General features: G+C 59.3%; 14 protein-coding genes and 4 pseudogenes. 9 read left to right on the forward strand and 9 right to left on the reverse strand.

Going from position 1 to position 21,633, the window contains the following annotated elements; translation table 11 throughout:
• The coding region (locus NCHOL11_RS16610) for an NAD(P)/FAD-dependent oxidoreductase (protein ID WP_141397909.1) at positions 1–456 on the reverse strand (456 nt) is incomplete at its 3' end.
• Here NCHOL11_RS16610 and NCHOL11_RS16615 point away from each other — a divergent pair.
• Positions 441–539: pseudogene (locus NCHOL11_RS16615) on the forward strand (PEP/pyruvate-binding domain-containing protein); the annotation flags it as partial. The gene NCHOL11_RS16610 and the pseudogene NCHOL11_RS16615 sit on opposite strands and share 16 nt — an antisense overlap.
• A 91-nt stretch (positions 540–630) precedes the next feature.
• Here the strand turns inward: NCHOL11_RS16615 and NCHOL11_RS18845 are convergent.
• From NCHOL11_RS18845 to NCHOL11_RS16635, 3 pseudogenes are all read right to left on the reverse strand, one after another.
• A pseudogene (locus tag NCHOL11_RS18845) lies at positions 631–957 on the reverse strand (helix-turn-helix domain-containing protein); the annotation flags it as partial.
• A 193-nt stretch (positions 958–1,150) separates the two neighbouring features.
• Positions 1,151–2,151: pseudogene (locus tag NCHOL11_RS18880) on the reverse strand (IS30 family transposase).
• A gap of 641 nt (positions 2,152–2,792) precedes the next feature.
• A pseudogene (locus NCHOL11_RS16635) lies at positions 2,793–3,255 on the reverse strand (IS66 family transposase); the annotation flags it as partial.
• Positions 3,256–3,287: 32 nt separating this feature from the next.
• On the opposite strand from NCHOL11_RS16635, the gene NCHOL11_RS16640 reads away from it, so the two are divergent.
• From NCHOL11_RS16640 to NCHOL11_RS16650, 3 genes are read left to right on the forward strand one after another with little or no spacing between them, the layout of a single operon-like run.
• A complete protein-coding gene (locus NCHOL11_RS16640; protein WP_097093718.1) occupies positions 3,288–3,911 on the forward strand; it encodes a TetR/AcrR family transcriptional regulator in 624 nt (207 codons plus the stop codon).
• 17 nt (positions 3,912–3,928) lie between these two features.
• Positions 3,929–4,228 carry a hypothetical protein gene (locus NCHOL11_RS16645; RefSeq protein WP_141397903.1) on the forward strand — a complete coding sequence of 100 codons (300 nt, stop codon included), beginning with the start codon at positions 3,929–3,931 and terminating at the stop codon, positions 4,226–4,228.
• The gene (locus tag NCHOL11_RS16650; protein WP_097093720.1) at positions 4,225–6,717 is read left to right on the forward strand and encodes a glycoside hydrolase family 2 TIM barrel-domain containing protein; all 2,493 of its coding nucleotides are present in this window, start codon (positions 4,225–4,227) and stop codon (positions 6,715–6,717) included. The genes NCHOL11_RS16645 and NCHOL11_RS16650 overlap by 4 nt, the downstream gene beginning before the upstream one ends.
• A 232-nt stretch (positions 6,718–6,949) precedes the next feature.
• Here the strand turns inward: NCHOL11_RS16650 and NCHOL11_RS16655 are convergent, their stop codons facing one another.
• Positions 6,950–7,597 carry a TetR/AcrR family transcriptional regulator gene (locus tag NCHOL11_RS16655; RefSeq protein ID WP_097093721.1) on the reverse strand — a complete coding sequence of 216 codons (648 nt, stop codon included), beginning with the start codon at positions 7,595–7,597 and terminating at the stop codon, positions 6,950–6,952.
• 216 nt (positions 7,598–7,813) lie between these two features.
• Between NCHOL11_RS16655 and NCHOL11_RS16660 the strand changes: the two genes are divergently transcribed.
• The gene (locus NCHOL11_RS16660) at positions 7,814–8,761 is read left to right on the forward strand and encodes a sugar phosphate isomerase/epimerase family protein (RefSeq protein ID WP_097093722.1); all 948 of its coding nucleotides are present in this window, start codon (positions 7,814–7,816) and stop codon (positions 8,759–8,761) included.
• Between the two features lie 253 nt (positions 8,762–9,014).
• Here the strand turns inward: NCHOL11_RS16660 and NCHOL11_RS16665 are convergent, their stop codons facing one another.
• From NCHOL11_RS16665 to NCHOL11_RS16680, 4 genes are all read right to left on the reverse strand, one after another.
• Positions 9,015–10,574: a class I adenylate-forming enzyme family protein gene (locus NCHOL11_RS16665; RefSeq protein WP_097093723.1), complete on the reverse strand. Its 1,560-nt coding sequence runs from the start codon at positions 10,572–10,574 to the stop codon at positions 9,015–9,017.
• 29 nt (positions 10,575–10,603) lie between these two features.
• Positions 10,604–11,749, reverse strand: coding sequence for an acyl-CoA dehydrogenase family protein (locus tag NCHOL11_RS16670; protein ID WP_097093724.1), 1,146 nt, complete (start codon positions 11,747–11,749; stop codon positions 10,604–10,606).
• A 93-nt stretch (positions 11,750–11,842) separates the two neighbouring features.
• Positions 11,843–12,700 (reverse strand): SDR family NAD(P)-dependent oxidoreductase, encoded by an 858-nt coding sequence (locus tag NCHOL11_RS16675; protein ID WP_097093725.1) that lies wholly within the window; start codon positions 12,698–12,700, stop codon positions 11,843–11,845.
• A gap of 189 nt (positions 12,701–12,889) precedes the next feature.
• Positions 12,890–13,510, reverse strand: coding sequence for a TetR/AcrR family transcriptional regulator (locus tag NCHOL11_RS16680; protein WP_097093726.1), 621 nt, complete (start codon positions 13,508–13,510; stop codon positions 12,890–12,892).
• A 186-nt stretch (positions 13,511–13,696) separates the two neighbouring features.
• On the opposite strand from NCHOL11_RS16680, the gene NCHOL11_RS16685 reads away from it, so the two are divergent.
• The 4 genes from NCHOL11_RS16685 to NCHOL11_RS16700 all read left to right on the forward strand — a co-directional run bounded on the left by NCHOL11_RS16685 (position 13,697) and on the right by NCHOL11_RS16700 (position 21,524).
• The gene (locus NCHOL11_RS16685; RefSeq protein ID WP_097093727.1) at positions 13,697–17,077 is read left to right on the forward strand and encodes a glycosyl hydrolase; all 3,381 of its coding nucleotides are present in this window, start codon (positions 13,697–13,699) and stop codon (positions 17,075–17,077) included.
• A gap of 103 nt (positions 17,078–17,180) precedes the next feature.
• Positions 17,181–19,706, forward strand: a complete 2,526-nt coding sequence (locus tag NCHOL11_RS16690) for a TonB-dependent receptor (protein WP_176502350.1) — start codon at positions 17,181–17,183, stop codon at positions 19,704–19,706.
• Between the two features lie 92 nt (positions 19,707–19,798).
• A complete protein-coding gene (locus NCHOL11_RS16695; protein ID WP_097093729.1) occupies positions 19,799–20,653 on the forward strand; it encodes an SDR family NAD(P)-dependent oxidoreductase in 855 nt (284 codons plus the stop codon).
• Positions 20,654–20,708: 55 nt separating this feature from the next.
• On the forward strand, positions 20,709–21,524 hold the full coding sequence (locus NCHOL11_RS16700; RefSeq protein ID WP_176502351.1) for an SDR family NAD(P)-dependent oxidoreductase: 816 nt from the start codon (positions 20,709–20,711) through the stop codon (positions 21,522–21,524).
• The last annotated feature ends 109 nt before the right edge of the window (positions 21,525–21,633 follow it).

The following is a 21,633-nucleotide window of genomic DNA, read 5'->3' on the forward strand; positions in this document are numbered from 1 at the left end:
AGCGTCATGGGCTCCGCCGACCCGCGGGATCGATGAAAGGATGAGGCGGCCATGGCGATCGCGGACCATCGGATTGAGATCGATCGGCGCCTGCGCAAAAGTGCCGCCACCAGGGAGAATATGGTCCAGCGCCCCGGCTGGCAGCGGCCTGGTGGTGAGGGCATAGGCGGTCAGCGGATAAAAGGCTTTCCGGAATGCGGGTTCGATCCCTGTCGGATAGGCATTGGTGCAGAACACAATGCGATCCGCCAGCACGCTGCCCGCCCGCGTGCGGATGCGCCAGCACTCACCTGCCCGCTCCAGCGCCAGCGCCTCGCTATCGCCATGAATACGCGCCCCGAGCCGGGCAGCCACTGCGACCATGCCATTGGTGAAGAGATAGGGATTGATACGGCCGCCATCTTCGAACAGCACGCCATAAGAATAGGCGGCCGATCCGGTACTTCGGCAGGGCACCGGCCATCATCCACCAGCGTGAAAGGATCAAGCGACAGACCATCGAATATCGGCGCTTGCAACACCGCAAGCTCGCCGCTTAACATCAACCCCGAGACGAGGCCCGCACTCCGCTAATCTACGCCGCGAGTTGCGCCAAATGTTCTGACGACGGACAATCATAAACTGCCGCAGCGTCTCGCAGGCCAGATGAATATCGTGCTGCTCGGCAAGATACTCGCGAGCCAGGGTTGGTCCGAAATCATGATAATGCTCGCGCACGATCGCGACGACGCGCTCGCGGAAATCGTCATCATAACGCCGGTTGCTTGGTCGGCCACGCTTACCCGAAATCAAGCCTTCGGGACCGGCCGCATGTAATCGTGACAGCAACCGGAATATCTGCCTTCGACAAAGGCCCAATAGCGCCGACGCATCCTCAACACGCAATTCGCCACGCTCGACCCGCAGCAGCGTATCGTAACGGGAAAGCTCGCCATGGCTCATGCCAATCACCGTCATAAGCGCCACCTCCTGTATCAGGAGATGACCATGCCACCGATGACCCGCACTGCGACGTCGAGAGTGACATCTCTAACTAGCGGAGGGGTGACATTTCTATTTAGCACGGCGGTTTCGATTTGAAGTGCGACACCCGTTGTGATGCGTAGCATTTCATCCGGGGTGGGGCGAGCCCCACCCCGGATGGCCAAATTTATCTGGCTTTGAGGAGGGCGATTTGCTCCCCCAGAACCTCATGCGGGGTGCGATAGCCCAGGCATTTGCGAGGTGTGCTGTTGAGGCGATCGGCAACGGCCTGGATTTCCCTGTCTGAGAGCAGTGCCAGGTCGGTGTCGGAGGGTAGGAAGCGCCGTATCCGCCCGTTGCAATTCAACGCCGCCTTTCTGCCAGGGCGCTGAGGGAAGACAGAAATAGCTGGTGATGCCGAGCCTGTTCCGCAGGGTCGCAAAGGCAGCAAATTCCGTGCCTCGATCGAAGGTGATGCTGCGCCGGAGGGGAGGAGGCATATCGCGTAAATGCCGATCGATGCCGGCCATGACACCGGCAGAATGCCGACTCAGATTACGCGTGAGGAAGGTGAAGCGGCTGCAGCGCTCAACCAGCGAGGTGAGGTTGGTTTTGCCATATTCTCTCCTGAAGATCAGGAGATCGCCTTCCCCAGTGCCCGAAGCTGCTGCGATCCGCGATTTCCTGCGGCCGCGCGCCGATCGTATTTGCCACGGGTATATGGAGACCGCGCGGCTTTCGACCATAGCGTTGCCGGCGCGAACGGCGGGCAACTGGCAGATGAAGCCAAAGTTTATGATGCCGTCCCTCAGCGCCGTAGACATACTGGTAGATGGTTTCGTGGCACACCGCCTCCCGGCGACCGCGATGACGCCGAAGATAACCCGCAATCTGTTCTAGCGACCAGGCCGCCAACAAGCGATCAGCAATGTAGGCGGCGAGTTCCGGCTTGCGAGCAATCTTGCCTCCGCGCACGCGACGATTGCTGGCCATCGTCTGCGCTGCAGTCGGGAAATATCCTCTGAACAGCGGCTCTTCATCAAAATGCCGGTTGCGCTTGATCTCTCGATAAATCGTCGAAGGATGCCGTCGCAGCGCATCTGCAACTTGCTTCACCGAGCGTCCGGTTCCGATCAGTCGATAAATATCGCGTCGCTCATCCAAACCCAGATGCTGATAGCCGTTCATCATGTGCCTTCCTGGAAAGGGGATCAGACCCCTATAAATCCTAGGATTTCGCACTTCGATCTAGAATCCACCGCTTACAGCCAGATAGATTGATAATATACATTATGTTAATAGCACTACCACCACTGTCCATGTCCACTGTGAGGGGCACGGGCTTGCGGCGGGACGGATCTTTCAACAGTACCGCCACAATGTCCACTGCGTCCTCACCGTCGCCTTGGCAGACCGTTGTCTGTCCAGCGATCCTGGGCGCGTTCAGCAGAATGTGCTGAAGAAGCGGCTGACACCGACCGGGGTGCTGAGGCTGATTGCATCGCCCAACATTTTGCGAAACTTGAAATAACATCCAACTGTGCCGCCAGCGACACGCACGGCGCCAGCACTCCAACAACGGCCTTCGCCGAGGACAAAGCGCCGGACGACTGCCGGGTCGAGCTTCTCAGGATCAATCTCGCCATCACCGAACCGCTCCAGGAGCAGCCGGCGAATTATATGGATCCGCTGCCGCCGCGTTGTGTCCGCCAGGCCACCGACGTCGCGCATGTAGCGATCGAATGCCGCCAGCTCACCATCGAGCCGGCCCCTCCGTTCGATCGCCGCAATCCGCCTTTGGCCACGAAGCACATGCAGAAGGTGCCGGATATCTTGCGCCGAAAATGCGCCCAGCAAGCAACCTCAGTGCGGTTTGTGTCGTAGAGCTTGTTGTAGCCGGCATAGCCGTCAGCCTGGAGATAGCCGGTGAAGTTGGCTAGCTGCCGCTGGGGATGCGCGCCGGTGCGATCGGTGGTGAACTCATACCAGACCAGCGAGGGGGTCGTGGCGCCGGAGCCGCGGTCGTCGACGGCGTAAGCCCAAAGCCTGCCGGTGGCTGTCTTGCCCCGGCCCGGATCGAGCATGGGAACCGGCGTATCGTCGGTATGGATCTTCGAGGCGGTCAGGCCGACCTCGCGAATGCGACTGACGATCGGGTCGAGCAGCACGGATGCCTGTCCGACCCAGCCTGCCCGCGTCGAGCGGTCGATCTCGATCCCCTGCGAAGCCATCATCTCCGCCTGCCGGTTACAGCGGCAGATGATGATCGAACTTGGAGACGACGACATGGTTGACCGACCGAATAGTTGGTCTAATGTGAACGGATGAATATCATAGTGCGAAAGGCTCGCGGCGAATGGCGGCGGGAGCAAATTCTGGAAGCAGCTGCGCGCATTGTTGGCGAGAAGGGCTATCATGGCTTTGGCATCCAGGAGTTGGCCAAAGCGTGCGGCTTGAGCAACGCCGGTTTGCTGCATCATTTTCCGTCGAAGGATGAAGTGCTGATCGCGGTGCTGCGTGAGCGTGATCGGCGGGATGCGGATGCAGTTTCGCTGCGACTGAAGATCTGCGAACCATCCGATTCGGGAGATCTGTCGCTGGAGGTACTACTTCGTTCGCTTCGCGCCGCGGTCATCCAGAATAGCCAGCAGAAGGATTTCGTGCGTTTGTATGCTGTACTTCGCGCTGAAGCGCTGAACCGTGACCACCCAGCACATCGCTACTTCGATGAGCGAGAGGCAGGCGCGCTTGAGCTTTTCGAGCGCCTCTTTCGACCGTTCGTCAGCGATCCTGCGGCTGTGGCCCGACACTTACTTGCGTTGATGCATGGCCTGGAATTGCAGTGGCTGCGTGAGGAATTTGCATTCGATCTCGTGGCTGAATGGGACCGCCAGATCTTACAGCTAACAGCTTTCGCCAAACAGGCCGCGCCAATAATCAAAGAATGATATAGGAGAGAATGTCCATGGATGCCCCGCTTTATCAACCGGCCCGGAAATTCGAGCCCCCGAGGGTGCTGTCGCAAGAGCCGAACACGACAACCATGTCTTTATCGACATTGGTAGCAGACCCGGAAGCCAAGGCCATCCTGCTGGCAGAAGCGCCTGCAATGAAGTTCGTAATCGGCTCCGAAGAATTCAGACCGTATCTCGATAATATGCCGCTCCGGCCCCTTACCAAACTCAACATGGTGCAGCCGGGTGAAGTCGATCGCGTGGAGGCAAAGCTGCAGGCGCTTTCCGCTAAGCGGAGGGGCGAGAAATGACGCAGGACAATCGTTTGATGATAGATCGCCGCGCCGCACTCGCAATTGCCGGCACGGTGGCTTTAAGCTCGCATGCTGGGCGACTGAGCGCTGCGACTGCCAGCGAGGAAGCATTTTCCATGGGCCGGGACCAGGATTTCAACCACGGCTGGCGCTTTCTGAGAAGCGAATCCGCTAGTCTTGAAGCGCCCGCGCTGGATGACAGTGCCTGGCGGATACTCAGCCTTCCGCATGACTACAGTATAGAAGATGCTCCTGGAGAGCCGTCGCCCACGAGGATCGGCCCCTTCGATAAGGATTCACCCGGCGGCCCGGCCACCGGTTTCACTATCGGCGGAGACGGCTGGTATCGCAAACACTTCCGTCTTCCAGCCCTGCCGTCCGACGCGCGCGTTGAAATCCTGTTCGATGGTATTTCAGTGACGAGCGAACTCTGGCTGAATGGACATCCGCTCGGCGATCATCTCCACGGCTACACGCCCTTTGCGTTTGATCTCACGCCCTTGCTGAACCGGAGGGGCGACAACGTCATTGTGGTGCGTAGTCGGAATATGGGCAGGAACAGCCGCTGGTATGCCGGCACGGGAATTTACCGGGACGTGCGGCTGGATATCATACCCTCGTCCTCCCATATCGCCCGCTGGGGCGTGGGAGCCTGGACGCGGAGAATTGTCGATGGCCGCGCGGAAATCGACGTCACTACGCGTCTCGAGAGCGCGCACACAGATGCGGCCCTCGTAACCCGGCTTCTGACGAGCGACGGCAAGTTAGCGGCCGAAGCGCGTAGCGCTGCTGGTAGCGAGGTAAAGCAAACCCTCACCGTGATGAACCCGCGCCTCTGGTCGCCAGATCATCCAGAACTCTACACGCTGCAGAGTAAGTTGGAGCGCGGTGATGCGGTCCTGGATCGCGTGGACCAGCTGTTCGGCGTGCGGATCGTGCAAGTTGATGCGGCACAGGGTTTGCGGATCAACGGCTCGCCGGTCAAATTGCGCGGCGGCTGCATCCATCACGACAATGGACTCCTTGGCGCATGCGCCTTTCCCGAGGCCGACCAACGTCGGATCCGCTTGCTAAAGAAGCGCGGCTTTAACGCGATCCGAAGCTCTCACAATCCCACATCCGCTACATTGCGAGCCGCCTGCGACCGGTACGGCATGCTCCTGATCGAGGAGAGCTTCGACATGTGGCATGCCGCCAAGTTGAAGGACGATTACTCGCGGCATTTCGCACAGGATTGGCAAAACGCCATCACCGCCATGGTGATGGGTGCGCGCAACAGTCCAAGCGTAATCATGTGGAGCATAGGAAACGAAATACCCTCCCGCTCCACACCTGAGGGCGTCGAATGGTCATGGAAGCTTGCCAATCTCGTGCGGCAGCTCGATCCAACGCGTCCGGTTACGGCCGGGCTCAACGGCACCTTGGGTCCGACGGTCATTCCATCCGACAACTCCGCTCGACGCGGGTCTGCGGGCAAGTTGGATGAGGCGTCAACGGTCTTTCTGGATGTGGCGGGATACAACTACCGGATTGAAGATATCGAAACCGATCATCGCAGCCGGCCGGAACGCATCATCTACGCTTCCGAGACATTCGCGCGTGACGCCTTCGACTACGAACAATTGGCGCGGAGGGCGCCTTATTTCCTTGGGGAATTCGTATGGGCGGCCATGGACTATCTTGGTGAAGCCGGGGTCGGCGCTACGGTCCGCGTTCCGCAGGACGCACAACCGACGTACGCGATGTCATTCCCGTGGGTCGGCGCATGGTGCGGTGACATTGATCTGATTGGCAATCAGAAGCCGCAGTCACTTGCACGCGATGTGGTGTGGGACCTGAGCCCACTGGAGATATTGGTACAACGGCCCATTCCGGCGGGGCAGAAGGAACTGATCTCGGCTTGGGGCTGGTATGACGAACTGCCAAGCTGGACATGGCCTGGGGCGGAAGGCCAGAATATGGCCGTACGCCTTTATACCTCAGGCGACAGCGTGGATCTGCTTCTGAACGGCCAGAAAGTCGGCTTCGGAAAGCTGACTTCCGCCGACAAGATGCGGATTGAAATGCTGGTTCCTTATGCCCCCGGCAAGTTGGAGGCCGTGGCTTATAAGGATGGGAACGTAATTGGCCGCAAACTCCTGGAAACGGTGAGTGCTCCGGCAAAACTCCGTCTCACAGTTGAAACTATGCTTCCCCGCCGCAGGAGTGGATTGGCCTATGTGCGTGTCGAGGTGCTCGATGCCGCTGGGCGCATCGTACCGGAAGCAGAGCAGCATGTGCGTCTTAGTGTAACGGGAGGCGCTGAACTCATCGGCTTTGGAAGCGCTAATCCTTTAGCAGTCGGTTCCTACCGTGCCCCTGATGCGCGAACATACAGGGGCACTGCCCTGGGGATCTTACGTGCAAACGAACAGCCGGGGCGCACGCGGGTGGAGGCCACGTCAGACGGCCTGATCGGCAGCTCAGCCCAGATCGACATTACCTAGCGCCATGCCGTGGCAGCAGGCGGGGTCTAACGAATGAACCCGCCTGGCGGGCATAGCATGGAAAGTACGCCAAACTGCGCTACGGCCGGACAATCGGTGAATGCTTTGTTTCCGGGGATGCCTTGCGGCAGATTGAGCATCTAATTGGTATTCGCCGGTCGGCAGTACGTGCGGTCACTGCTGAGCTCAATCAGATGGGTCAATTTGCTTTCACCCGAGCGTCGAAGACACCTCAGTCCATTCGAAGTAGCGTCCCTGCAAGCATATTGGCGACGAGTTCTGCCTTAGCAGTGATGATATCATCGGAATCACCTGCGGCGACACCGGTCGCGACCGTATTGATCATGTCCTCTGACAGCATCCAGAGGAACATCGATGCAAGCGCGACACAGTCGACGTCTCCGATGATACCGCGATCCTTGAACCTTTCAAAATATAGTCGAAGCGGATCTTGCTGATACATCCGCTTGGCTTCCAGCATAGTAACAAGGAACTCGGGGAAGCGCTTACTTTCGCGTATGGCAATCGCGGCGATCGCGATCGCGCCAGGCCGGAGATTGTTTCGCAAAACCCGTTCAGCACGCCAGCGTAACCCATCAAGAAAGGGCAGATCATCTTCCGCCGATAGTTCGGGACCGAACGTCCCGACACTCATGCGTTTAAGCACCGCCTCCAGAAGTCCCTTCTTGTCGCCATATTTTGCATAAATGGTCCGCTTCGATACGGAGGCGCGCTTCGCGATGAGGTTGAGCGTAACGCCCTCATATCCTAGTTCCACCAGAGCCATTTCTGCAACGTCTAGCAGATCGTGCGATCGCTGCTGGAGATCACTGGCTCGCGGTCGGCCGCGCCGCTTTGTAGAATTAGCTACTGTCGTCATTGATGCTACTTGCAGCACCCCCCGGTTTGTGACAAGATTTGAATGGTACTAGGCGTTACCATTCGAATCGTTACGGCGCTGGAGAGCGACGGTCGCGAGTTAGTTCCCTCGACCCTGGTTGGCCCCATGCGCTCGCTCGGGCCTAAATAACATGGTGCACGATTGCCCAGACAACCGCGCCCGCATCACGCCAACCCCGTGAAAGGAACAATAGCAATGGCCGAGATACAATTCACGAGGCGCAGTTCGATTACGGCTTTGGTAGGAGCGACGGCCCTGCTGGGTACGGGCGCGTGGGGTTCCAGTCGAAAGAGCCCGCCTTTCAACCTCGACGACCGGCCCCTGGGAATTCAGCTCTATACACTGGGCAATGAATTCGCATCCGACGCCGACGGCATGTTTGCCGCGCTCTCACGCATCGGTTTCCGGCGGTTCGAGTGCGATTTGCTCAAGATGAGCAAACCCGAATTCCGCGCGGCAGCCTCTCGCCACGGCCTTTCCTGCACCAGCGTACACCTCAATCCCATGTCGCTGACGAATGACGCCGGTTTTCCTGCAATCGTGGAAAGCACGCATGCGTCCGGCGTCCGCTACGCCGGGTTGCCGATCTTTCCGTTCCAGCTTGATCTCCTGAAGGGTAATCGCGATCCGATGGAAGTGGCCATCTCGCGGATCGCTGCTAGCAGGAGCGTGGACGACTGGAAGCGGACTGCCGATCTGCTCAACCGCCGTGGCGCGGACTTTCAGAAGGCGGGCATTCGCTTATTCTATCACAATCATAATGTCGAATTCCGTCCGTTGGAAGGAACCACGCCTTTTGCATTACTTGTTGAGGGGACTGATCCGGCGCTCGTTTCCTTCGAGCTTGATGTGGGGTGGGTCGCTGCGGCGGGACTGGATCCGGTGGCGGTGATCAAGACCTACCCTAGCCGCTTCCGTCTGATGCATGTCAAGGACATAAAGGCGGAAACACAAGCCAATTTCGAAATGAAGCAGGTGCCTGCGGAGATCGGTTCGGGTCGTCTGGACTGGCCCCGGGTGATCGCGGCGGCACGCCGAGCAGGCATCACAGAATATTTTGTCGAACAGGAGCCACCCTTTTCCCGGTCCCGTATCGAGGCGGCGGAGATCAGCGCCAAATATCTGCGGGGCCTGAAAGGATGAGCGGGATTAAGACCGATCAGGCAAATGCGCGCCGTAAATTCTGCAAGAATTATCTCTTTTCTGTTCCGTTCTCCCTTAAGCGGCGCTTCGGACCGCGTGGGACAAGGCGTCGTCAGCCATATCGGGCCGTACTGCAGATATCAGCCATGGACGCGACGTGCTCCCTTATTGACCAGTCAGAGCTAGGTCTGGCCCATCATGGTTGATTGATGGCATGCCCACGCGCTGCGCTTTAGCACTCAGGCGAGAGTTGCTACTTGCGAAGCAGCATCTTCTGGAGCTTGCCATTGGCATTTCGCGGCAGCGGAGCGCCGATCAGTTCAAACCGCTCCGGAATTTTATAGTCTGACAGGAGGCTTGCGCAGAAGGCACGAAGCGCTTCTACATCGACATCGCCAGAAACTCGCACCGTGGCGGCCACACGTTCTCCTAGAACCGGACAGGCGTAGCCGGTGACGGCGGCCTCGACTACCAGCGGATGGGACGCGAGTACATTCTCGACCTCGACCGAATAGACTTTGAAGCCGCCGCGGATAATCATGTCCTTCTTTCGATCGCAGACCCGGACATAGCCATCCTCGTCCATGACTCCGATGTCGCCCGAACGCCAATAGCCGCCGACGAACGCCTCCGCATCGGCATCGGGTCGCCGCCAATAACCCGGAATGACCATCGGTCCACCGATCCAGAGTTCTCCCGCCTCCCCACGGGGCAGCTCGCGCCCGTCATCGCTCATGACGATCATGTCGCAGCACAATATTGGGCGGCCGAGCCAGTCTGACCGCTCGGAAAACGCGCCGCTGGGCAGGATCACGGCCGGGGCGCTGGTCTCCGTCGCTCCATATATGTTGTGCATGACCATGTGAGGCAGCTTGGCCGCCAACATCTTTGCGACGGCTTCGGGCATGGGCGCGCCACCGAACGTACCGACGCGCCAGGACGAAAGATCGTAGCCATCGAAATCGGGCTCGCGCAGGCACAGATTATACATGGCCGGGACCAGGATCGCCCAATCGATCCGCTCGGCCTGGGCAAGTTCAAGAAATCGGGATGCCTTGAAATCACGCTGCATGACCAGCCTGCCTCCAACCGCAAGCGAAGGCAACAGCTTCACGACCAGCCCGGCAACATGCGATGCCGGGATGGCGAGAATGGAGGCGAACCCGTCACCGATGGCGGCGTGATGAACAAGGAGCAGGACGTTATGGATGACCCCGAGATGCGTGAGCACAGCGCCCTTGGGCTTGCCGGTGGTGCCTGACGTGTAGAGAATGCAGAGCGGATCGTCCTCGTCGATCTCCGGCGCCGCGGCCAGCGGAGCCGGGCCAGTCAGCATTGACCAATTTCCGCCTTGTCCCACTGTAATCCGGTGCCTCAGCGCCGGCACTTCCTCATCAGGTGGTATTTCGCCGCTCATGGTGGCTTCGTGGATAATCATCACTGCGCCACAATCGTTCAACGCAAAGGCAAGCTCTGGCATTCGCTGGCGGAAGTTCATCGGCACGAAAATAGCGCCAAGCCGGATGCAGGCCAGCATTGCCACCATGAATTCCCAGCGGTTGTCCAGCAGGAGGGCGACACGGTCGCCCTTGCCGATGCCCAATGCGGCAAGATTACCCGCGACACAGCTCGCCCGCTCATCCATCTGGCCGTAGGTCAGGCGGCAGTCCCCATCGACCAGGCCGGTCCGCTCTGAGGCCCTCGCGACGACGGATGCGAATAATGCGCCAATCGTGGAGGGGCGATCGGCAATGCATCGCACGACGCGACCATGATGCGATTCCCATCGCAGGGCGATCTGCTTCGAGGCCATTGCTTCTCTCCCGATCTTCGCCTTGACGTTTACAGCGCGCGTCCGATCACTTCGCGCATTATCTCCGATGTTCCGGCATAGATACGGCTCACCCGCGCATCGCGATAGAGCTGCGCGATCAGATACTCATTCATATATCCGGCGCCGCCGAACAGCTGGAGGGCAGCGTCGGTGACTTGCCCCTGCATCTCGGTGTGCCACAGCTTGGCGGCAGCGGCTTCCTCTCCAGTAAGCTGCCCCGCGACGTGCCTCGCTATCGCCCAGTCGATATGTGCCCATCCGACCTGCAACTGCGTCGCCATGCTCGCCAGTTGAAACCGGCTATTCTGGAAATCGAATATTGGCTTGCCAAACGCCTGACGGTCCTTGGTGAAGGCGCAGGCTTCGTCGAAGGCACGTTGGGCCGCCGCTTGCGCTTCGATGGCAACGCTCAGGCGCTCCTGCGGCAGTTGCGCCATCAGATAGCGGAAGCCAAATCCTTCTTCGCCCAGCACATGATCGGCAGGAACGCGGACGTCCCGAAAAAACAACTCGGCAGTGTCGCTGGAGTGCTGGCCGATCTTGTCGAGATGTCGCCCCCGCTCGAAGCCCGGCAGGTCGCAGTCGACAAGAAGCAATGAGATGCCCTTGGAGCCTAGCGCCGGGTTCGTCTTGGCGACGACGATGACGAAGTCGGCAGACATGCCGTTGGTGATATATGTCTTCGATCCGTTCAGGATATACGCATCGCCATCCCGAACCGCGCTGGTGCGAATGGCCTTTAGGTCCGACCCGGTATTGGGTTCGGTCATCGCGATGGCGCCGATCCATTCGCCGGACACCATCTTCGGGAGGTAGCGTGCCTTCTGCGTGTCACTGCCATAATGAACGAGATAGTCGGCAACGATGTCAGAATGGATGGCGGTGCCGAGGCAGGAGCCCGCATAGGCGCGTTCTTCAAGCACCACCGCATTGAACCGGAAGTCCAGTCCCATGCCACCCCACTGCTCCGGCACTCCGGGACACAGCATTCCGGCGGCGCCTGCCACGGTCCAGAAATTGCGATGGACTATGCCGTCGCGCTCGATGTTCTCGCGACGCGCAACCAACTGCTCGTCCACCACGCGACGCACCGTATCCCTGAACAGATCGAGGGTTTCATCGTCCTGCGCCGGTCGTTTCAGGACGAACTCCATGTCGCAGCCTCTTTTATTTTTTGCGGACCGCTCCAGCCCATAAGTGCAGCGGCGAATACTATGAGCAAACGCGGGCAGGAAGGCTGTCCCGTATCAGGTTCGCGGATCCACCAGGACAGATGCCGGTTCGTCGCCCACAGGTTCGCCCGCCAGAATGTTTTTCATCCGCTGCTCGACCGCCGCAAGCCAGCTGGGGTGCGGAAAGATGTGGAGCTTGCGTTCGCGAATACCCTGCACCGTTATATCGGCGACTTCTGCTGCAGTTTTTCCTGCGGCCATCATGTCGCGCACGGCATCACGCACCGGGGCGAGATCGGGGTCAAGGTCACCGCGCCGAGCCACGGAGGATGGTGCGGATCGTTCGTCATTGGAGATGGCAGTGGCGGTAAAGGCGGGGCAGAGCACGGAAACGCCGATATGCGAACCTTCCTTTTCAAATTCCCGGTACAGGCTCTCTGTCAGGGCAACGACCCCTGCCTTCGCGACGCTATAGGGTTGGAGATAGGGGCCGTAGACAAAGCCTGACATGGACGCGGTGTTGACGATGTGCGCTTCATCCTGCTGCTGGAGGATCGGCATGAAGATGCGGCAGCCATGAATAGGACCCCACAGATCGACCCCGATCACCCATTCCCAGGCTTCCCTGGTAAGGCTGCCGAACCGTTGAAAACCGCCCACGCCCGCATTGTTGCATAGCAGATGGACCGCCCCGAACCGCGCCACAGCTGTGTCTGCCAGCGATTGAAGGGAATCCGGGTTGGAGACGTCTGTGCGATGGCCAATGATGTCACCCTTGTCCGCCAGGGCCGCAACGGCTCTGTCCAGGGCATCTGAGTCGATGTCAGCAATCACGACCTTCATGCCCTCGTCAAGAAGGCGCTCTGCCAGCGCAAAGCCGATACCGCTCGCGCCGCCGGTCACTACTGCAATGCGTTTCTCAAACCGATCCATCGCAATTCTCTCCCCAGCATGTTCTCATGGATCACACGTTAATGGCTATCCAATGTTACCATTATGGTGTGCGGCATGTAGGCGCGCCCGTCAAGTGGGAGTGAGGTATCTTCTGTTCAGGCCATCTTCCGCAGGAACAATGCGCGCTTCTTCTAGAAACGAAGGCTTTGATGGCGCAGGGCCGTTCGATCAATTTCCCATATTCTCAATTCGCATGAGACCGCCGATTGCGAATTCGACGAGGTGTTCGAGCGACGCTGGAGAAATTTTGATTGGACGATCACCCGTCCCCAGACTGTTGAGCACCGAAGATGCCAACCCGAAAACAAGGGATCGAGTCTCAGGAACTCTTTCGGCAGGCAAGTTCGGCAATGCTTGGGCAAGTGCCGCCAGCACCTGCTGGTCGATGGGTTGGATATATTTGGCCAATATTCCTCTTCTATCCGCGCGGGGATCGTTGATCTCCCAATTGAGAATACGAAGAAAGGCGCGGCCTTGCTTCGTGCTCCCCAACTTCAGCGGCGGGACAAGAAGCTGCCTGACTAGCGTCCTGAGAAGTTCCTCTCGCTCCATGCTGAAATCGAGATCCGCGAGCGCATCTTGGCGCATCTCCGGTGCCGCATAGCGTCGTTCCCATATCGCATGGTAAAGGCCGATCTTGCTGCCGAAATGGTAATGGAGCAGCGGCTGCTGAACCCCTGCTGCCGCTGCGATCGCCCGCAGAGACGCCGCATCATAGCTGCTTGTCCCAAAAAGGCGTTCCGCCGCGTTCAATATGCGCTCTCTTGTTAGCTCGCCTTTACTGCGCATCGTCCATCCTTCCACGGCCCGCTAGCACATGCCTACATCAACGCCAATGCACAGAGTATTGACTGATCGATCGATCAGGAATATCGACGAGCACTAGAAGCAGCGCTTGGCTGCCGTAGCTGAGGGGAGCGGATAGTGTCGCCAGGGTATCTAAGGGCATATGTCGCCTGTCTGCTGGCAGGCACAATGTTCGCTAGCGTTCACGCGCAGACGGCTTTGTCGGACGGCCCCTCGCGGACTTCGCTTGAGGAAGGGTTCAAAAATCCTCCCAACAGCGCGCGGCCGCGCGTGTGGTGGCACTGGATGAACGGGAACATCACAAAAGACGGGATCAGGAAAGACCTTGAGTGGATGCACAGGGTCGGCATCGGGGGGGTCCAGAATTTCGACGCCGCGTTGGAAACGCCGACGATCGTTGATCGCCGCCTCCCTTATATGTCATCCGACTGGAAGGACGCCTTCCGCTACGCGGCCAATACCGCGCAATCGCTAGGTCTGGAGCTGGCGATCGCCGCGTCTCCCGGCTGGAGTGAGACCGGCGCGCCCTGGGTCCCTGCTCAGGACGCTATGAAGAAGCTGGTGTGGAGCGAGACCATCGTCGAAGGCGGCTCGCCTATTACCACTACTTTGGCTCCGGTCCCCGATGTCACGGGACCGTTCCAAACCATGGGACGAGACCGGGGAGAGGACGCCATCTTCGGCATAAAAGTGAAACCTCCCACATATAGCGCGGATGTCGCCGTCATCGCCTATCGGGTGGATGGTTCAGCGGCTTCCTTACCCACGCCGCTGCTGAGGTCAGCAAAGGGAGAACCGCTCGACGCGGCGAAGGTGGCGGATGGCGACTACGAGACAGCGCTAACGATAGAGCGGGGAAGTCCCGACAAGCCAGGCTTCATAGACCTCGAATATTCGGCGCCTCAAACCGTCAGGTCGGCGACCATCTTCATGCCGGGCCTCGCCAACACATTCACCCCGGCCGATCTCAGGCCGCGGATCGAGGCGAGCGACGATGGAACGGCCTGGAGGCCAGTCGCGGACATTCCCCTGTCGTTAGCGCCCACCACAATCAGCTTCGCGCCTGTAACAGCCCGTAAATTCAGGCTCGTTCTTGCTTCGGCCGATCTTCATCCCTTCCCCATGGGCACGCCTGCGCCGGGCGCCGTCATCTCCTCGTTCGCGTTCGGCCCTCCACCTAAAACGGCGAAGCTGGCCGAGTTGCGCTTGTCGCCGGAAGCCCGCGTGAACGCCTTTGAGATGAAAGCGGGCTTCGCACTTACATCGAACTATTATGCACTTGGAACGACCACCGCGGCCGCTGACAAAGGTGTCGCGCCCTCCACCGTGATCGACCTCACCGGCAAGATGAAGGAAGACGGTCGCCTCAATTGGACGCCCCCGCCCGGCCGTTGGAGGATATTGCGGTTCGGCTATTCGCTCGTCGGCACCATGAACCATCCCGCAACGGTAGAGGCCACTGGGCTGGAGGTCGACAAGTTCGATGGGGCAGCGCTTCGACGCTATCTTGAGACATATTTGGCGACTTATTCCGACTTTCTTGGCAACGACTCGATTGGAAAGCGCGGGCTGCGCGCCTTGTTGAGCGACAGCATCGAAGTAGGCCCGTCCAACTGGACGCCCGACCTTTTGAAGCAATTCCAGCGCCTGCGCGGCTATGATGCCCGTCCATGGATGCCCGCGCTCGCGGGCTATGTCATAGGAACGCGGAAACAGACCGACGCCTTCCTCTACGACTACCGCCGGACGCTTTCGGAACTTATCTCAACCGAACATTATGAAGCGATCGCTGCGATAGCTCGCCAGCACGGCCTGACCTATTATGCCGAAGCGCTTGAAGGGGGGCGCCCGTCGCTCGGAGACGATCTGTCGACGCGCCGCCACGCCGACATCCCCATGGGCGCTCTGTGGGCTTATGGCGACGAGACAGGGCCTCGCCCTGCAAATATCATCGACATGCGCGGCGCAGCATCGGTTGCCCATCTCTATGGACAAAATCTGGTCGGTGCGGAGTCGCTCACCGCTGCCTTTCGGCCGTGGGCATTCGCACCGGCGGATCTGAAACCAATGATGGATCTTGCCTTTGCAAGCGGCGTCAACCGTCCGATCATCCACACTTCAGTGCATCAGCCGGTCGATGACAAGAAGCCGGGCCTGTCGCTTTCCATGTTCGGGCAGTATTTCAGCAGGCATGAAGCTTGGGGCGAATTGGCTCGCCCTTGGGTCGATTATCTTTCCCGCACCAGCTATCTGCTTCAGCAAGGCCGTGCCGTTGCTGATGTGGCCTATTTTTATGGGGAAGAAGCTCCGCTGACGGGCCTTTACAGCGATAAGCCCGTTGAAGATGCGCCGCAGCGCTATGGATATGATTTCGTCAACGCTGAAGCCCTGACCTCTCAGCTCAAGGCGGTGAAAGGGGAACTCGTCAGTCCCAGCGGTGCGCGCTACCGGATTTTGAAGTTGGGGGGCAGCAGTGACCGGATGTCCGTCGACATGCTGCGCCGTCTGGAGCAGATCGCTGCGGCTGGAGTTATCATCACCGGCGCTCCTCCGAAATATTCCCCGACCCTGAAAGATGATCCCGCCGAGTTTGAAGCGTTGGTGCGAAAGCTCTGGCACCGTGACCGGAACGGCAAGGCTCCAATTCGAATGGAGAAGACGGAAGAGGCACTGAAAGCCAATGGCATTAGTCCTGATTTCGACTATTCGGCTGCATCCGGCGATGCCGAGATCCTGTTCGCCCACCGGCGATGGGATGGCGGCGACGCCTATTTCCTGACGAATCGGAAGAAGAAAACAGAAAATATCCAGGCTATGTTCCGCGTCACCGGGAAAGCGCCCGAAATTTGGCATGCCGATACTGGAACGTTCGAACCCATGTCCTATCGTATTGAAAATGGCAGAACGATAGTTCCCTTGGAGATGTTACCCCAAGATGCCTTCTTCGTGCTGTTCCGAAAGGACGCCGACAGCGGCCACCTGACCTTTCGCAAGCCCACTTTGCGGGCCCTTGCTCCAGTGACAGCAGCATGGACGGCAAGCTTCCAGGAAGGACGGGGCGCACCTCGAACCATCAAGATGGATCGCCTGTTGCCGCTCAATCAACACACTGATCCCAGCGTAAGATATTATTCCGGGGAAGTGGTTTATCAGACGCAATTCGTTACACCTCCGGGCTGGAAGGCCACCGACGGCCTTCTGCTCGACTTGGGTGGCGTCGCGGATGTCGCGGCGATCAAAGTGAATGGCCAGGATGTCGGCTCACTGTGGAAGGCGCCTTACCGCGTCGAGATCGGACATGCGGTTCATAAATCCACTAACAGCCTGGAGGTTCGCGTCGCGACGACATGGGTGAACCGCCTGATCGGCGACGCTCAGCCGGGGGCGAAGAAAACCACCTTCACGACCTTTCCGACCTACAAGCCCGACGCACCGTTGCGCCCGGCCGGACTGATAGGCCCGGTGATTCTGATGGGCGACGACAGACAGGGTGCTGACCAAAGTAGGTGGATGATTCTGCGCCGCCAAACCAGACCAAGCTTGCAATAAAATAGAGTTTGTTTATTGTTTTACCCGATGCGCAGAATTCCGAAGGGACGGCGTCGCAGGGCAAAAATGGCGTATCAATTCGCCGAGAGAGGGGATGATTAAAATGCCTAGGAATTATCGCAGCCCGTTGCTGGTCAGTGTAGCTGCAACAGCGTTGTTTTCCGCTGCACATGCGGGGGCGCAAACCACTGCATCGCCGTCGGAACAGGCATCGGCCAGCGACATCGTGGTGACGGCGCTACGCCGCGACCAGAACATCACTGACGTGCCGCTCAACGTGCAGGCAATCACAGCCCAGGATATTACCAATCAAGCCATCACCAACTTCAGCGAAGTCGATAAGCTTGTTCCCGGATTGACGCTGACCACCTCTTCGCAGGGCAACGAGGCCTCGATCCGCGGCGTCAGCACGGCCTCGGTTTCGGGTGCGCCGCAGTCGCTCGACATCTATTTCAACGAAGTTCCGGTGCTCGCCTTCTCAGTGTTCTCCGGCCTCTACGACATCGGCCAGATCGAAGTGCTGCGCGGTCCGCAGGGTACGCTGCGCGGCAGGACGGCGCCCACCGGCGCCATCACGCTCACCTCGCGCCGGCCCGATACGGATGCGTTCGGCGGATACGCCGAAGCCCAGGTGCAGGGCCACGAACGGATCGGCTACACCCTACAGGGCGGCGTCAATATACCTGTTATTCAGGACGTCCTCGCTCTTCGTCTGGCGGGCTTCTACCAGAAGGACGATCTGAACGGCACGCACAGCATCACCGGCGCTAACTCCAAACGGCGGATCGCCAGCGGCCGCGCAACGCTGCTATTTACGCCCGGCGACCGTTTCAGCCTGCTCGCCACATATCAGCATAATGACGAAGTCGAAGCCAAGATCGCCCGAGTGGCGGGGGATGGCCTCGGTTATAATGGGCCTCCTCTCACGGGTAAGAAAAACCTCGGCGTGGCGGAATCGCCCAGCTACACTGACCGGCTGTACGATTTCGTGTCTCTAAATGCGAAATATGATTTCGACTTCGCGACGCTCAACTATATCGGCGGTTGGAGCAAGACGGTCCAATCTCAAAAAGAGGGCCGTTTCGGCGCTGATCCGGGTAACGCAATCATCGGTTTTGACTTTGTGCCGGGCGCTTCGCAACGTATCGAAGTGCAGCAATGGTCCCATGAGCTGCGACTGGACTCCAACGGCAATGGCAAGAGCTTCATTGACTGGACCGTCGGCTATTTTCGGAGCAATGGCGGTTCTCGCGTAGATCAGAACACGACTTTCATCAGCACAGGGCCAGGTGGCGGTATTCTGGGCGACCCAGCCCTGGTTGGTCCGACTGGTCCCGCCATTCCGACCGCGGCGGATCTTAATTTCAACTATTTGACGCAAGGCATTCTGCGTCTTGAACCTGGTTCCTTCAATATCTTCGGCGACCCCGGCCGGGACTTGGAGCAATCGATCTTTGGCAGCACGACCTTTAACTTTGATACCGGCACCCACGTCCGTTTAGGCGCGCGATATATCTGGGGTCACAAGGATTATAACTTCAATCTGGCATTCGACGGGCCGTTGCGCAACGCCGTACCGCTGGGCTTTCCAACTGCTGGGACCTGCACCTTCATTCCGGCACCCCCACCGCCCCTCGCCCCTCCAGGGGCCAGCTTCGCCGATTCAAGCTATCCTACCAGCTGTGATCTTCTTATTCCCCTACCTGGTGTTCCGTCGCTCGACCAGTCGGCGAAAGTCAGCGATTGGATTTACGATATCAATGTCCGGCAGGAACTCGGCAGCGACCTCAACATTTATGCCAGCTACGCTCGCAGCTTCCGGACGCCCGGCGCCAGCCAAGGCGATGTTCCCGCAGAATTCGTGATCGTCCAATCGGAGAAATCTGACAATTATGAGGTCGGGCTGAAAGGACAGTTGTTCAACCGTCGGGCACGATTCACGCTCGCTGCATTCCAGCAGGATTTCAAAGGATATAACGCAACGGTATCCAACATCCCCTTCTCCCGCCCAGGAAGTGGGGTCGTCGCCGATGCCTTTTCTCTGACCTACAACGGCGACGCCCGCGTGCGCGGCTTCGAAGCTGACATAAACGGCGACATCACTGATCGGTGGAGTGCGCGCGCATCGGTCGCTTATGTGAAGGGTCAGTTCAAGAACGCCCTGCAACCCTGCCGCGATGCCAATTTCGACGGCGTTCCTGACGCCGGAACGCCGACAGCGGCCGACTTCACGGCCGCGGGCGTGGAAGTTGCTCGCTGCCGCAGCAACGGCGCCATCAACGGTCTGCCCAAGTGGACGGCGACCGTGCAGACTCAGTATACCGTGCCAATCGGCGACCGTGGCGAAGGTTTCGTAAGGGGCCTGCTCAACTATAAGGGCAACGCTCTGATCGTTTCGAGCAGCACCACTGTCCCCAGTTATGCCACTGTCGATCTCTATGCGGGGGTGAACTACGACAATTACCGCTTCAGTGTCTTTGCGAAGAACTTGTTCGACACCACACGCATGGTCGATCAGACCGGACTTATGGGCACGCTGGGCTCCATACCGACTGGCTATCGGGAGGTATTCTACACGCCCGGTCTGCAGATTGGCCTGAACGTCGGCATCAAGTTCGGCGGAGGCTGACGGATAGTCCGGGGCGGTCTTCCGTCCCGGACGTTCTTTGAGCAGGTCTATGTCGGGCGAGCATGCCGCGTGCGGCCAGAGAGGGAGACACTGTGGGACGCCTGGAAAACAAAATCGCAATCGTGACCGGGGGTGCTCGTGGCATGGGCGAAGCTACCGTGCGCAAGTTCGTCGAGGAAGGCGCCAGAATTGTGATCGCCGACCTCCTGGCCGAGGGGCATGATCTGGCAAGGGAAATGGGCGACCGCGCCATTTTCCAGAGAGCGGACATTTCGATGGAAGAAGATTGGTGCACCATCCTTGCCGCGTGCGAGCACGCATTCGGGACGCCCGACATCCTCGTCAACAATGCAGCAATGCAACGCTTTCGTTCCATCCTCGAATGCGAGGTAGATCACTTCCGGCAGGTGCTGGACGTCAACCTGGTCGGCACTTTCATTGGGCTCAAGGTCGTTGGGGCCGCGATGGTCCGCGCGGGAAGCGGCTCGATAGTGAACATATCATCGGTGGATGGAATGCGCGGCGCCAATGGCTATGCGGCGTATTCCTCAAGCAAATGGGGCGTGCGCGGCCTGACTAAGGTTGCCGCGTTGGAATTCGGCCCCCGTGGCGTGCGGGTCAACTCCGTGCATCCCGGCGGCGTGTACACGGCCATGGGCAACCCGGTCGATGCGCCGGTCGAGGACATCAACAAGGGCTATGGCGCTGTGCCCGCGCAGCGTGTCGGCCAAGCCCATGAGATCGCCGCAGCAAGCCTGTTCCTTGCCAGCGATGAGGCGTCCTACATCATGGGCGCCGAATTGTCGGTTGATGGCGGCTGGAACGCTGGCATCTACAACATGATGCTGTCGGGTGCACCGGATGATGCCGATTATGGTTCGCGCAGAACGACGCATGGCGGCAACGCTTTTCTCGACGATGCCTTGCGGGCCAAAAGTGGTAATTAGTGGTCAGCCATGGGAGACCCCTTCGAACATCATGGAGCCGCCAGCATGGCCAACAGTGCCAACGTCCTTACCCACTGCCTTCCTCAGCCGCTATGGGCCGAGGGCTCTGATCCTGGGTGGATCGGAAGGCATTGGCCTTGCCTTTGCCAATCAGCTCGCTGCCGCCGGTTTTCACCTGACGCTCGCGGCACGCTCCGCGGCCACACTCGAGCAAGCAGCCGAAGCAATCCGCAGTGACTATCAAGTGGATGTGCAGGCGATCTCGCTTGACCTCACTAGCGCTGGCATAGAAGTGCGCGCCCGAGAGATCATTGCTGGTGGCGAATACGGCCTTGTCGTCTACAATGCCGGAGCGACGCATGGCGTCGGACTGTTTCTGGACCAGCCCGCAGACCGCGCCCTTAATCTGGTTAGGCTGAATTGCACCACGCCAACTGCCTTTGCTCACCACGCCCTTGCAGCTATGCGCGCTCGCCGTCGAGGCGGGCTGATCCTTGTCTCCTCCATGTCGGGGCTGGTGGGCAGCGGCTATGTCGCCGCCTATGCTGCCGCGAAGTCGTTCGAAATCGTTCTGGCGGAAGGTTTGCACTGGGAACTGGCGCGCGACGGGGTCGATGTCATGTGCGCTGTTGCGACACTGACGGACACGCCCGCCATGCGGCGTTCCGGGATGGTGGAGGTTGAGGGGTTGACGCCGATGGAGGCAGGCGACTTTGCCGACGGCGCGTTACGCGCTCTTGGAACTGCGCCGGTCTGGTATGCTGCGGGGGACGCGGCGGTGAGTGCAGTGCGATCCACGCCGCGCCCGGCTGCAACGGCACAGGCCTCCCTCACTTCAGCACAGCTTTGGGGAATTACCCCGCTGGCGTAAGCCGCTGCTTAGGGCAACCAGAAAAAGGGCAAGCAACGCCTCTTGCGCCTTTTAGTTTGAGGAAGCTTCAGCCCACATCCACCCGCAGGCGCGATAGACGTATTTCGCT

It is taken from the genome of Novosphingobium sp. Chol11, from assembly GCF_900218065.1.
GTDB classification, from domain to species: Bacteria; Pseudomonadota; Alphaproteobacteria; order Sphingomonadales; family Sphingomonadaceae; genus Sphingobium; species Sphingobium agri.

Excerpts from the sequence above, each read along its gene's own strand:
- NCHOL11_RS16640 (WP_097093718.1), top strand. The coding sequence starts at position 3,288 with ATGAATATCATAGTGCGAAAGGCTCGCGGCGAATGGCGGCGGGAGCAA.
- NCHOL11_RS16645 (WP_141397903.1), top strand. The coding sequence starts at position 3,929 with ATGGATGCCCCGCTTTATCAACCGGCCCGGAAATTCGAGCCCCCGAGG.
- NCHOL11_RS16650 (WP_097093720.1), top strand. The coding sequence starts at position 4,225 with ATGACGCAGGACAATCGTTTGATGATAGATCGCCGCGCCGCACTCGCA.
- NCHOL11_RS16655 (WP_097093721.1), bottom strand. The coding sequence starts at position 7,597 with ATGACGACAGTAGCTAATTCTACAAAGCGGCGCGGCCGACCGCGAGCC.
- NCHOL11_RS16660 (WP_097093722.1), top strand. The coding sequence starts at position 7,814 with ATGGCCGAGATACAATTCACGAGGCGCAGTTCGATTACGGCTTTGGTA.
- NCHOL11_RS16665 (WP_097093723.1), bottom strand. The coding sequence starts at position 10,574 with ATGGCCTCGAAGCAGATCGCCCTGCGATGGGAATCGCATCATGGTCGC.
- NCHOL11_RS16670 (WP_097093724.1), bottom strand. The coding sequence starts at position 11,749 with ATGGAGTTCGTCCTGAAACGACCGGCGCAGGACGATGAAACCCTCGAT.
- NCHOL11_RS16675 (WP_097093725.1), bottom strand. The coding sequence starts at position 12,700 with ATGGATCGGTTTGAGAAACGCATTGCAGTAGTGACCGGCGGCGCGAGC.
- NCHOL11_RS16680 (WP_097093726.1), bottom strand. The coding sequence starts at position 13,510 with ATGCGCAGTAAAGGCGAGCTAACAAGAGAGCGCATATTGAACGCGGCG.
- NCHOL11_RS16685 (WP_097093727.1), top strand. The coding sequence starts at position 13,697 with ATGTTCGCTAGCGTTCACGCGCAGACGGCTTTGTCGGACGGCCCCTCG.
- NCHOL11_RS16690 (WP_176502350.1), top strand. The coding sequence starts at position 17,181 with ATGCCTAGGAATTATCGCAGCCCGTTGCTGGTCAGTGTAGCTGCAACA.